The organism is Mycobacterium hackensackense, from assembly GCF_025822555.1.
Classification (GTDB): domain Bacteria; phylum Actinomycetota; class Actinomycetes; order Mycobacteriales; family Mycobacteriaceae; genus Mycobacterium; species Mycobacterium fluoranthenivorans.
On the sequence record NZ_JACKUC010000029.1, the window covers coordinates 1,010,914 to 1,022,868 of the forward strand.

Here is an 11,955-nt window from a genome sequence, read left to right on the forward strand (position 1 = left end):
CAAACTCAACTGCGGGCGCCCGGGCACCTCGAATGGCACCGGGTCGGTAGTGGTGTGCGGTTCGTTGTCCACTGAACCGAGCAGCCGGTTGTCGAACCGGAGCACGCGGTCGAAATCGACCTGCTCAAAAGACATGTTCCGCCTCCTCACCTGATTAATAGTCCCCATATTGGAGCTCTACGGAGCTCCTGTCCCGCCAACACTATTGTGGTGTAAGGCCATCCCAGATACGCTCACTCTCGAACACATTCGAACAAGTGATCGAATCTTGGTCTGCGACACCGGAACCGGGGTGCAACCGCGAAATGACACTGATGTGATTAGACACTTGTTAGCTGCCAGGGTCAAGCGGTAGGGCCTGTTTTCATACCATCTCGTGACATAGATCCGGCGTGTCACTGCACCGGCGTGTTCGCCACACCCCGGCGCGATGTCCGCCACACCCCGGCGCGATGTCCGCCACACAGGCCCGCTGGCCTAGGGTCTGAAGGCGTGAAGGTCACCGTTTTGGTCGGCGGCGTGGGTGGCGCCCGGTTCCTGCTCGGAGTGCAGCACCTGCTGGGGCTGGGCCAGTTTGCCAACCAAACGAGCCAGGATCCCCCGTCATCCGACGGCCCCGCCGAACACGAGCTGACGGCCGTCGTCAACGTGGGCGATGACGCCTGGATGTTCGGCGTGCGCATCTGTCCGGACCTCGACACCTGCATGTACACCCTCGGCGGCGGCATCGACCCGGAGCGCGGCTGGGGTCATCGCAACGAAACCTGGCACGCCAAGGAGGAACTCGCCGCCTACGGGGTACAGCCCGACTGGTTCGGCCTCGGCGACCGGGATCTGGCCACCCATCTGGTGCGCAGCCAGATGCTGCGTGCCGGGTACCCGCTGTCCCAGGTGACCGAGGCACTGTGCGATCGGTGGTCGCCCGGCGCCCGGCTGCTGCCCGTCAGCGATGACCGCAGCGAGACGCACGTGGTGGTCACCGATCCCGACGGGGAACGTCGTGCCATCCACTTCCAGGAATGGTGGGTGCGCTACCGGGCCCAGATACCCACTCACAGCTTCGCGTTCGTCGGCTCCGAGAAGGCAACGGCCGCACCCGGAGTGCTCGACGCCATCGCCGGTGCCGATATCGTGCTGCTCGCCCCGTCCAATCCGGTGGTGAGCATCGGGACCATCCTCGCCGTTCCCGGCATCCGCGGGGCGCTGCGCTCCACCGCCGCACCGGTGGTCGGCTACTCCCCCATCGTCGCCGGAAAGCCGTTGCGCGGCATGGCCGACGAATGTCTGCGCGTGATCGGTGTCGAATCCACCTCCCAAGCAGTCGGAAACCACTTCGGCGCCCGCAGCGGGACCGGCATCCTGGACGGCTGGCTGATCGATGAGGGCGACACCGCCTCGATCGACGGCGTGAAGGTGCAGCAGGCACCGCTGTTGATGACCGATCCGGCCGCCACCGCCGAGATGGTGCGCGCGGGAATCCGGTTGGCGGGCCTGAGCCTATGAGTGACGTGACGAGCACCGACCACGGCACCTCGAGAGCCATCGAGATCATCCCGGTCCTCGGCCTCGGCGAGTTCCGACCGGGTGATGACGTAGCCGCGGCCATCGCCGCGGCCGCCGACTGGTTGCGCGATGACGACGTCGTCGTGGTCACCAGCAAGGTGCTGTCCAAGGCCGAAGGCCGCATCGTCGCCGCACCCACCGATCCCGAGCAACGGGATGCCTTGCGGCGCAAGCTCATCGACGACGAAGCCGTCCGCGTGCTGGCCCGCAAGGGCCGAACCCTGATCACCGAGAACGCCTTCGGGCTCATCCAGGCCGCCGCCGGGGTGGACGGTTCCAATGTCGACGGCGCCGAACTCGCGCTCCTGCCGGTCGATCCGGACCGCAGCGCGGCCGCCGTACGCGACGGACTGGCGCAGCGCCTCGGGGTCCGGGTCGGCGTGGTGGTCACCGACACCATGGGCCGGGCCTGGCGCAACGGTCAGACCGATGTGGCGATCGGTGCCGCCGGACTGACCGTGCTGCACGGCTACGGCGGTTCACACGACAGCTTCGGCAATGAACTGATCGTCACCGAGATCGCGGTCGCCGACGAACTCGCCGCGGCCGCGGACCTGGTCAAAGGCAAGCTCACCGGGATACCCGTCGCCGTGGTCCGCGGACTGACACTGCACGACAACGGCACCGGGGGCCGCACCCTGGTGCGCAGCGGCGAGGACGATCTGTTCTGGCTCGGCACCGCCGAGGCGATCGACCTGGGCCGCACCCAGGCGCAACTGCTGCGCCGATCCGTCCGCGAATTCCGGCCCGACCCGGTCGATCCGGCACTCATCGAAGCCGCGGTGGCCGAGGCACTGACCGCCCCCGCCCCGCACCACACCCGCCCCGTTCGGTTCGTCTGGTTGCGCGACCCCGCCACGCGTGCCGAACTGCTGGACGCGATGAAGCGCCGGTGGGAAGCCGACCTGAGCGGCGACGGCCGCACCGCCGAGGAGGTGGCCCGTCGCGTGAACCGCGGCCGGATCCTCTACGACGCCCCCGAGATCGTCATCCCGTTCATGGTTCCCGACGGGGCGCACCACTATCCGGACCCGGCGCGCACGGCTGCCGAACACACCATGTTCACCGTCGCCGCCGGCGCGGCGGTGCAGGGCCTGCTGGTGGCCCTGGCCGCGCGGGCGGTCGGCAGCTGCTGGATCGGGTCGACCATCTTCGCCGCCGATATCGTGCGCCGCCAGCTGGACCTACCCGGCGACTGGGAACCGTTGGGCGCCATCGCAATCGGGTTCCCGCCCGAACCGCTGACACCGCGGGAGCCGGCCAGCACCGACGGCCTGCTGGTACGTCGATGACCTTGCATTCCTCGGTACTGGAGGCGCTGACGCGCTGGGCGGCACCGAATCCCGAGCAGGATGCGCTGCGGCACGCGGTGCTGGCCTTCGTGCTGGCCCGGCCCGATGCCTGCCGTCGCGCCTGCGCACCCGGCCACATCACCGCATCGGCGTTGGTCCTCGACCACACCGGCACGCAGGCACTGCTGACCCTGCACCCGAGGATCGGGCGCTGGCTGCAACTCGGCGGGCACTGCGAGGACGAGGATTCCGACATCACCGCCGCGGCGCTTCGCGAGGCCACCGAGGAGTCCGGTATCACCGGCCTGCGGCTGGATCCGGAACTGGCCGCGATCCACGTCCACCCGTTGACCTGCTCGCTCGGTGTGCCGACCCGCCACCTCGATCTGCAATTCGTGGCACACGCCCCGGCCGGCGCCGAAATAACGTGCAGCGACGAGTCACTCGATCTGCGGTGGTGGCCGCTGGCCGCGCTGCCCGAGGGCGACCCGGCACTGCACGCACTCGGCGCCGCGGCGGCCCGTCGATCGGCCTGAGGACTCAGACGTCCGAGGAATACCGGATGCCGCCGTCCGGAATGGTCACACCCGGCCACACCCGCGCGCCGCGCAGCAGTTCGCACCGCGCACCGATATCGGCGCCGTCGCCGATCACCCCGTCACGGATGAGCGCACGCGGCCCGATCCTGGCACCGAAACCGATGATGGAGCGTTCGATCACCGCACCGGCGTCCACCCGGACACCGTCGAAGATCACCGCGCCGTCCAACCGCGCACCCGCACCGATCTCGGCACCCCGGCCCACCACGGTGCCGCCGATCAGCACGGCCCCCGGGGACACCGAGGCGCCGTCGTGCACCAGCGACTCACCGCGCACATGCGTCAGCGCCGGTGACGGGGCGATACCGCGGACCAGGTCGGACGAGCCACGCACGAAATCGTCGGGCGTACCCATATCGCGCCAGTACGAGTTGTCGACATAGCCGCACACCTTGCGGCCATCGGCCAGCAGCCCCGGAAAGACCTCGCGTTCCACCGAGACCGGGCGGCCCTTCGGCAGCGCGTCGACGATCTCGCGCCGGAAGACATAGCAGCCCGCGTTGATCTGGTCCGTCGGCGGATCCTCGGTCTTCTCCAGGAACGCGGTCACCCTGCCGACGGTGTCGGTGGGGACGCAGCCGAACGCGCGAGGGTCACTGACCCGGACCAGGTGCAGGGTGACATCGGCCTGATTCTCTTCGTGCGAGGCCAACAGCGCGCCCAGATCGGCGCCGGAGAGGACGTCGCCGTTGAACACGAGCACGGTGTCATGACGCAGCTTGGAGGCGACGTTGGCGATACCGCCGCCGGTCCCGAGCGCCTCGGTCTCGACCACGTACTCGATCTGCAGACCCAGTTTGGAACCGTCACCGAACTCGGCCTCGAACACCTCGGCCTTGTACGAGGTACCCAGGACGACATGTTCGATCCCGGCTGCCGCGATACGCGAGAGCAGGTGGGTGAGGAACGGCAGGCCGGCGGTGGGCAGCATCGGTTTGGGCGCGGACAGCGTCAGCGGGCGCAGCCGGGTGCCCTGGCCGCCGACCAGCACGACGGCGTCCACCTTCTTGGGATCCACAGGAGCATTCAACGTCAGCGTGGTCCTTTCGCCTGCCTGCGCCGTGAGCGACGCACCACCGCGCCGGACCGGGCGGTCAGCGCGGCCTTAATCGTCCAACGTAGCGGCGCCTGCCACCAATCGGGGTAGCGATCGGCGAGAAAGGTGTAGGTACTGCGGTGGTGCGCGGCCAGGTTGCGCGCGGGGTCGCGCCCGGTGGAATGACCCTTGTCGTGCAGCACCTCGGCGGTCGGCACGTAGACGTTGTCCCAACCGGCCCTGGCCAGGCGATTCCCGAGGTCCACATCTTCCATGTACATGAAGTAGCGCTCGTCGAACCCGGCGATGGCGTCGAACGCGGAGCGCTTGAGCAGCAGGCAGGAGCCGGAAAGCCAGCCGACCACCCGCTCGCTGGGTGCCAGGTTCTCCTGGCGGTAGGCCGCGCTCCAGGGATTGGATTTCCAGACCGAGCCCACCACGGCGTGCATGCCGCCCCGGATCAGGCTCGGCTGCAGCCGTGCCGAGGGGTACACCGTGCCGTCCGGGTCACGGATCAGCGGCCCGAGCGCACCGGCGCCGGGCCAGCGCCCGGCCGCCTCGATCAGCGCATCGATGCTGCCCGGACCCCACTGCACATCCGGATTGGCCACCACGAAGTACTCCGCGTCGCTGTCGGCCAGGTGGCGCTGCACCGCCATGTTGACCGCGCTGCCGTAGCCGAGGTTCGCGCCGGTCCGCAGCAGGTGCACCTCGGGATGGTTCGCCACCGCGGCCTCCGGTGCACCATCGGTCGAACCGTTGTCCGCCATCACCACGGTGACCGGCAGTTCGGTGGCGTGCGGGAGTGTCGCCAGGAAGCGCTCCAGGTGCGCTCCGGGCGAGTACGTCACCGTCACGACGGTCAGTCGGCCGATCCGTGGGGTACCCGGCTCGGGGTTCGACCGATCGTCTGTCACGGCGTCGAGGGTATCGACGTCCCGGCGCCCGGAAGCCTGCGGGGCCGCCCCCTGCCGCTCGATCCGCACTCGGTCCCGACTATCGGGCGAGGACGCTGGCGGTGAACTTCGGCTGCCAGTCCGTCGTCAGCAGTGCACCGAAATTCGCTTCGCGGTCACCGCGATTGGAGCTGTCGTTGTCGCGGATGCTGTAGATGAACGCAGGCCCGACGTAACCCAGACCGGCCGCGGCGGCCAACACATCGGTGATCTGCTTGGCCTGCTCCTGCTGGCTCACACCCTCGGCGGTGTCACTGGTCGGCGCGCCGAGTTCGGTGAACCAGATCTTCTTGCCGCCGTCACCGGCACCAGTCATCACATCGTGCATCAAGCCGACCTCGGACCACCCGCCCTCGGGGTCGGCCGCGATACCGCCCGGCGTCACATAGGGGTGCGCCGCGGCGGCATCGAACGATCCCTGGACACCCGCGGCGTACAGCTGCTTGAGGAAGTTCGACGGAGACTCCGGGCCGGGCTGGCGACTGAGACCGGACATCACCACCGTGGCGCCGGGGTTGGCGGCCTTGATGGCCGGGTACGCGGCCTTGAGCATCCCGGCATAGACGGCAGCCCGGTTCTGGGTGAAGCCCATGAACAGCGGCAGGTTCGGCTCGTTCCAGACCTGCCAGGCCTGAATCCGGCCGGCGTAGCGTTGCACCGCCTTGCCGGCGAAGTCCGCGAACTGGGAGGCGTCGGCCGGCGGCACCGACGGGAGCAGCGAGTTGAGTGCCTGCGGGCGGGCCCACGGCGGGGTGTAGAGCAGGACGCCCAGCACCCGCAGACCCTTCGCGGTGGCGGTGTTCACCGCGTTGTCCAGGTAGGCCCAGTTGTACTGGCCCCTGGTCTTCTCGATCGTGCTCCAGTCGACGGCGACGCGGTACCAGGAGGCACCCGTACGCGCGACGGCATCGAGCTCGCGATTGGTGTCCTCGAACGGCTCGTAGGTCGGCGCTGCGCCCTGCCCGAACCCGTAACCGTCGGCCGGTGCGACGACTCCGGCATGCGACACCGCCGGCCCGACGGACACGAATGACGCGACCAGCGCTGCGATCAAAACAGCACGTCGCGCGGTATGTCCCAGGGTTCTCAGCATGAACCGCATGTTATCGCACCCTCGTTTCGGCGAAATTGACACGCAGTCGACAGGGGGTCGACAGGGTATTGCCAGCTTCAGCCGGTTATCGGCGCCGGGAGCCCCGGTGTTACCCGCTCCCTGGGAGATCGGCAAAGTACTGCCACGCCGATCGGGCTAACGGGTACCGACGCCCGATCCCAGTAGCCTGTCGGGGTGCCCCGCCGAATGCTCCAGATCGCTGCTGCCGTGGTCGCCTCGACCGTCGTCGCAGGCACCGGCTTCGCGTGGACCACCATCCGCTCGTTCGAAGACGGCATCAACCACGTGAACTCGGCGGCCCTCGGTGGTGGTGGCGACGACGGCGCGATCGACATCCTGCTCGTCGGACTCGACAGCCGCACCGATGCACACGGCAACCCCCTATCCCCCGAGGAACTGGCCACCCTGCGCGCCGGTGACGACGTGTCGACCAACACCGACACGATCATCCTGGTCCGCATCCCCAACAACGGGAAGTCGGCGACCGCCATCTCGATTCCCCGCGACTCCTACGTCGATGCGCCCGGTCTGGGCAAGATGAAGATCAACGGTGTGTACGGCTCGGTGCACCTGGAGAAGATGAAGGAACTCGTCGAGCAGCAGGGCGAGGACCCCGCCACCGCAGAGCCCAAAGCCACCGAGGCGGGCCGCGAGGAACTCATCAAGACCGTCGCCAAGCTCACCGGCGTCACCGTCGACCACTATGCCGAGATCGGGCTGCTCGGCTTCGCGCTCATCACCGATGCCCTCGGCGGCGTCAACGTCTGCCTCAAAGACGCCGTGTACGAGCCGCTCTCCGGTGCGGACTTCCCCGCCGGCTGGCAGAAGCTCAACGGTCCGCAGGCCTTGAGCTTCGTCCGGCAGCGCCATGACCTGCCGCGCGGCGACCTGGACCGGGTGACCCGCCAGCAGTCGGTGATGGCATCGCTGGCCCACGAGGTGATCTCCAGCAAGACGCTGTCGAGCCCCTCCACGCTGAACCGGCTGCAGGACGCCGTACAGCGCTCGGTGGTGCTGTCCGACGGCTGGGACATCATGGATTTCGTCCAACAGCTGCAGAAGCTGGCGGCCGGCTCCGTCGCTTTCGCGACCATCCCGATCCTGCAGGAGGACGGGTGGAGCGATGACGGCACCCAGAGCGTGGTCCGGGTCGACCCGACACAGGTCCGCGACTGGGTGGAAGGGCTGCTCAACGACCAGGCCCAGGGCAAGACCGAGGAGCTGAGCTACTCGCGGGAGAAGACGACCGCCGATGTCGTCAACGACACCGACATCAACGGGCTGGCCTCATCCGTGTCCGAGGTGCTCACCGGCAAGGGCTTCACCGCCGGCGCGGTGGGCAACAACGAGGGCGCGCACGTCACCAACAGCCAGATTCAGGTCGCCAAGGTCGATGACCTGGGGGCACAGGCGATTTCGAAAGAGCTGGGCAACCTGCCGGTCGTCGAGGACGCCACGCTGGCCCCCGGCACGGTGCGCGTCGTGCTGTCCTCGGATTACACCGGACCGGGTTCGGGCCTGGAGGGGCCCACCGGCCTGTCCGGAGACTCCGCCGTCGTATCGCAAAGCTCGGGCGACGTGTCGGACTCCACCGACGCGCCCCCGCCGCCGTCGCCGATCCTCACCGCGGGTTCCAACGACCCGGCCTGTGTCAACTGACATGACGACAGTCAGTGCGGCACTGCTCGATCCGCTGATGCAACGCGATCCCGTCGGGCCCCGGATCACCTTCTACGACGATGCCACCGGCGAACGCATCGAACTGTCGACGGTGACGCTGGCCAACTGGGCCGCCAAGACCGCGAACCTGTTGCGCGACGAACTCGGCGCCGGGCCGGGCAGCCGGGTGGCTGTCCTGCTGCCGGCGCACTGGCAGAGCGCGGCCGTGTACTTCGGCATCTGGTGGGTCGGCGCGGAGGTCGCACTCGAGCGCACCGGTGCCGCCGAGATCGCCCTGTGCACCGCCGATCGCCTCGACGAGGCCGATGCGGCCGCGCCGATGGGTGAGATCGCCGTGCTGTCGCTGGACCCGTTCGGCAAGCCGGTACCGGATCTGGCGATCGGCCTGACCGACTACGCCACCGCGGTGCGGGTGCACGGCGATCAGATCGTGCCGGAACGCCATCCCGGGCCGGCACTGGATGGTCGTAGCGTCGACGAGGTCCTCGCCGGCGCATCGGAGAGCGCCCGGGCGCAGGGCCTCACCCCGCAGGACCGGGTGATGTCCGGCCGGCCGTGGTCCACCGCGACCGAACTGACCGACAACCTGCTGGCGGTCTTCGCCGCGGGGGCGTCGTTGGTACAGGTCGCCAACCCCGATCCGGCCGCACTGGACCGGCGCCGGCAGACCGAGAAGGTCACCCGGGGCTGATCGCCCCGTCGGCGGATCAGCGCAGCAGCTGGCGCGACATCACCACACGCTGGATCTGGTTGGTGCCCTCGTAGATCTGGGTGATCTTGGCATCGCGCATGAACCGCTCCACCGGGAAGTCCACGGTGTACCCGTACCCACCGAACAGCTGGACGGCGTTGGTCGTGACCTCCATGGCCACATCGGAGGCGAAACACTTCGACGCCGACGCCAGGAACTGCAGGTTGGACTCGCCGCGCTCACCGCGCGCCGCGGCGGTGTACACCATCAGCCGGGCGGCCTCGATCTTCATCGCCATATCGGCGAGCATGAACTGGGTGTTCTGGAAATCGGCGATCGACTTACCGAACTGCTTGCGTTCCTTGGTGTACGCGATCGACGCGTCCAGTGCGCCCTGGGCGATACCCACGGCCTGGGCGCCGATCGTCGGACGGGTGTGATCCAGGGTGGCCAGTGCGGTCTTGAAGCCGGTACCGGGCTCGCCGATGATCCGGTCGCCCGGAATACGGCAGTTCTCGAAGTACAGCTCGGTGGTGGGCGATCCCTTGATGCCCATCTTGTGTTCCTTGTGCCCGGCCGAAAAACCTTCGTCGTCCTTGTGCACGATGAACGCCGAAATCCCGTTGGCTCCCTTGTCCGGGTCGGTCACCGCCATGACGGTGTACCAGGTGGACTTGCCACCGTTGGAGATCCAGCATTTGGTGCCGTTGAGGATCCAGTCGTCACCGTCGGCCACTGCGCGGGTGCGCATCGCACCGGCATCGCTGCCGGCCTCCCGCTCGGACAACGCGTAGGAGGCGGTGGCCTCACCCGCGGCGATCGAGGGCAGCACCTTCTGCTTGAGCTCCTCGGAGCCACGCATCAACAGGCCGGTGGTGCCCAGCTTGTTGCAGATCGGGATCAGCGACGACGACGCGCACACCCGCGCGACCTCTTCGATGACGATGCACGCGGCGACCGCGTCGGCACCCTGACCGCCGTACTCCTCGGGGATGAACACCGCCGAGAAACCCGATCCGTCCAGCGCGGCCAGAGCCTCGTCGGTGTAGCGCGCCTGGGCGTCCACCTCTGCGGCGTACGGCGCGATCTCCTTCTCGCACAGTGCGCGCAGCACGGTGCGCAGCTCATTGTGCTCGTCGGACAGCTGGAACAGATCGAACGACGGGTTGTCCATCACAGGCTCCTTGCTACTCGTGGGTAACTTTAGGTGCTACGCCCGCGCTATTCCAAGCCGCCCAGTAATCGGTCGCGCAGCGCCGCATCCTTGGCCAGTACGGTCGCCTCCAGGTCGGCCTGGAACTGCTCGATCCGGGCGCGCAGCGCGGCATCGCCGGCACCCAGGATGCGCACGGCGAGCAGGCCGGCATTGCGCGCGCCGCCGATGGACACCGTCGCCACCGGCACCCCGGCCGGCATCTGCACGATCGACAGCAGCGAGTCCAGGCCGTCCAGTCGCGCCAGCGGCACCGGCACACCGATCACCGGCAGCGGCGTCGCCGAGGCCACCATGCCGGGCAGGTGCGCGGCACCCCCGGCGCCCGCGATGATGACCTCGATACCCCGGCCCGCCGCGGTCTGTGCGTAGTCCAGCATCCGGCCCGGCGTGCGATGCGCCGAGACCACACCGACCTCGAACGGGATGTCGAACTCGGCGAGCGCCTCGACGGCCGCCTCCATCACCGACCAATCGCTGTCGCTGCCCATGATGACCCCGACCCGCGGACCCGCCTTGGCCCTGCCTTCAGTCATGTGAATGCCCATCCCATCCGTCCGTCCACTGTGCGTGCGACAACCAGTGCGCCGCCCGCTGAGCTCGTTCCCTCAGTCCCGCAACGTATTCCGCATTGTCGGCAGATGCCGGGCCCACCCCTGCCCCATTCGGCCCGCCGACGATGTTCACGTGCCCGATCTTGCGGCCCGGCCGCTCCCCCTTGCCGTACATGTGCACCTTGGCGTCGGGCATCCGGCCGAACAGGTGGTGCACCCGCTCGTCCATCGACATCTGCGGGGTCTGCGCGGCACCCAGAACATTGCCCATCACGGTGACCGGGGCCAGCGCACCGGTATCGCCGAGCGGATAGTCCAGCACGGCACGCAGGTGCTGCTCGAACTGGCTGGTGCGCGCGCCGTCCATGGTCCAGTGCCCGGAGTTGTGCGGCCGCATGGCCAACTCGTTGACCAGGATCGCGCCGTCGGTGGTCTCGAACAGTTCGACGGCCAGCACGCCGACCACCCCGAGCTCATCGGCCAGCCGCAAGCCCAGCGCCTCGGCGGCCGCGGCGGTGTCCCCGCTCAGTCCCGGCGCCGGCGCGATGACCTCGACGCAGATGCCGTCACGCTGAACGGTCTGCACCACCGGCCACGCCGCACCCTGCCCGAACGGCGACCGAGCGACCAGCGCGGAGAGCTCCCGGCGCATGGCCACCCGCTCCTCCAGCAGCACCTCGACGCCGTCGGCCAGGTATCCCTGCACCACCTCCCTGGCCTGGGCCAGGTCACGGGCCAGCACCACACCGCGGCCGTCGTATCCGCCGCGGACCGTCTTGATCACCACCGGTCCGCCGATCCGGGCGGCGAACGTATCCACGTCGTCGACGTCCGTCACCGCCGTGTACCGCGGGATCGGGGCACCGAGCGCCTCCAGCTTGCGCCGCATCACCAGCTTGTCCTGCGCGTGGATCAGCGCCTGCGGTGGCGGTGCCACCGTGACGCCTTCGGCGACCAACTGGTCCAGCAGTGCGGTCGGGACGTGCTCGTGGTCGAAGGTCAGGGCGTCGGCGCCGGCGGCCACCCGTCGCAGCGCGTCCAGATCCGTGTGGGCGCCGAGCACCACATCCGGGCTGACCTGCGCCGCGGGCTCATCGGGCCCGGCCGAGAGCACCCGCAGGGTCTGGCCGAGCGCGATCGCCGCCTGGTGCGTCATCCGGGCCAGCTGCCCACCGCCGACCATGGCGACGACGGGTACCGAGGAGCTATCGCGAGTTCGGGGCACGGGACCTATGTTGGCATGTCCGGATGGCGGCT

General features: G+C 68.8%; 11 protein-coding genes. 5 read left to right on the forward strand and 6 right to left on the reverse strand.

Translation table 11 applies throughout. From position 1 onward, the window contains the following. Nucleotides 1–492 precede the first annotated feature (492 nt). From cofD to H7J86_RS07940, 3 genes are read left to right on the forward strand one after another with little or no spacing between them, the layout of a single operon-like run. On the forward strand, nucleotides 493–1,503 hold the full coding sequence (gene cofD / locus H7J86_RS07930; protein WP_187098601.1) for a 2-phospho-L-lactate transferase: 1,011 nt from the start codon (nucleotides 493–495) through the stop codon (nucleotides 1,501–1,503). Further along, nucleotides 1,500–2,855, forward strand: coding sequence for a coenzyme F420-0:L-glutamate ligase (locus tag H7J86_RS07935; protein ID WP_187098600.1), 1,356 nt, complete (start codon nucleotides 1,500–1,502; stop codon nucleotides 2,853–2,855). The genes cofD and H7J86_RS07935 overlap by 4 nt, the downstream gene beginning before the upstream one ends. After that, on the forward strand, nucleotides 2,852–3,391 hold the full coding sequence (locus tag H7J86_RS07940) for an NUDIX hydrolase (protein WP_090355851.1): 540 nt from the start codon (nucleotides 2,852–2,854) through the stop codon (nucleotides 3,389–3,391). The genes H7J86_RS07935 and H7J86_RS07940 overlap by 4 nt, the downstream gene beginning before the upstream one ends. A 4-nt stretch (nucleotides 3,392–3,395) precedes the next feature. Here H7J86_RS07940 and manB read toward each other — a convergent pair whose 3' ends face one another. From manB to H7J86_RS07955, 3 genes are all read right to left on the reverse strand, one after another. Next, complete coding sequence (manB, locus tag H7J86_RS07945; protein WP_187098598.1) at nucleotides 3,396–4,472, reverse strand: mannose-1-phosphate guanylyltransferase; 1,077 nt, start codon at nucleotides 4,470–4,472, stop codon at nucleotides 3,396–3,398. A gap of 14 nt (nucleotides 4,473–4,486) precedes the next feature. Then, nucleotides 4,487–5,407 carry a glycosyltransferase family 2 protein gene (locus H7J86_RS07950; RefSeq protein WP_308204831.1) on the reverse strand — a complete coding sequence of 307 codons (921 nt, stop codon included), beginning with the start codon at nucleotides 5,405–5,407 and terminating at the stop codon, nucleotides 4,487–4,489. A 79-nt stretch (nucleotides 5,408–5,486) separates the two neighbouring features. Further along, nucleotides 5,487–6,539, reverse strand: a complete 1,053-nt coding sequence (locus H7J86_RS07955; protein WP_187098597.1) for an endo-1,4-beta-xylanase — start codon at nucleotides 6,537–6,539, stop codon at nucleotides 5,487–5,489. Between the two features lie 207 nt (nucleotides 6,540–6,746). Here H7J86_RS07955 and H7J86_RS07960 point away from each other — a divergent pair, with 207 nt between their 5' ends. Next, nucleotides 6,747–8,219, forward strand: a complete 1,473-nt coding sequence (locus tag H7J86_RS07960; RefSeq protein WP_187099279.1) for an LCP family protein — start codon at nucleotides 6,747–6,749, stop codon at nucleotides 8,217–8,219. A 1-nt stretch (nucleotide 8,220) separates the two neighbouring features. Then, a complete protein-coding gene (locus tag H7J86_RS07965) occupies nucleotides 8,221–8,931 on the forward strand; it encodes a TIGR03089 family protein (protein WP_090355855.1) in 711 nt (236 codons plus the stop codon). Between the two features lie 16 nt (nucleotides 8,932–8,947). On the opposite strand, the gene H7J86_RS07970 is transcribed toward H7J86_RS07965, so the two are convergent. The 3 genes from H7J86_RS07970 to H7J86_RS07980 are packed head-to-tail and all read right to left on the reverse strand — an operon-like array spanning nucleotide 8,948 to nucleotide 11,932. Further along, the gene (locus H7J86_RS07970; protein ID WP_090355857.1) at nucleotides 8,948–10,105 is read right to left on the reverse strand and encodes an acyl-CoA dehydrogenase; all 1,158 of its coding nucleotides are present in this window, start codon (nucleotides 10,103–10,105) and stop codon (nucleotides 8,948–8,950) included. Between the two features lie 47 nt (nucleotides 10,106–10,152). Further along, nucleotides 10,153–10,680, reverse strand: coding sequence for a 5-(carboxyamino)imidazole ribonucleotide mutase (purE, locus tag H7J86_RS07975; protein ID WP_090355860.1), 528 nt, complete (start codon nucleotides 10,678–10,680; stop codon nucleotides 10,153–10,155). Further along, entirely contained in the window at nucleotides 10,673–11,932 is a 1,260-nt protein-coding gene (locus H7J86_RS07980; protein ID WP_267290638.1) for a 5-(carboxyamino)imidazole ribonucleotide synthase, read from the reverse strand. The genes purE and H7J86_RS07980 overlap by 8 nt, the downstream gene beginning before the upstream one ends. Nucleotides 11,933–11,955 lie beyond the last annotated feature (23 nt).

Coding starts and splice junctions, on each gene's coding strand:
- H7J86_RS07935 (WP_187098600.1), top strand. CDS start 1,500: ATGAGTGACGTGACGAGCACCGACCACGGCACCTCGAGAGCCATCGAG.
- H7J86_RS07940 (WP_090355851.1), top strand. CDS start 2,852: ATGACCTTGCATTCCTCGGTACTGGAGGCGCTGACGCGCTGGGCGGCA.
- H7J86_RS07955 (WP_187098597.1), bottom strand. CDS start 6,539: ATGCTGAGAACCCTGGGACATACCGCGCGACGTGCTGTTTTGATCGCA.
- H7J86_RS07960 (WP_187099279.1), top strand. CDS start 6,747: ATGCTCCAGATCGCTGCTGCCGTGGTCGCCTCGACCGTCGTCGCAGGC.
- H7J86_RS07965 (WP_090355855.1), top strand. CDS start 8,221: ATGACGACAGTCAGTGCGGCACTGCTCGATCCGCTGATGCAACGCGAT.
- H7J86_RS07970 (WP_090355857.1), bottom strand. CDS start 10,105: ATGGACAACCCGTCGTTCGATCTGTTCCAGCTGTCCGACGAGCACAAT.
- purE (WP_090355860.1), bottom strand. CDS start 10,680: ATGACTGAAGGCAGGGCCAAGGCGGGTCCGCGGGTCGGGGTCATCATG.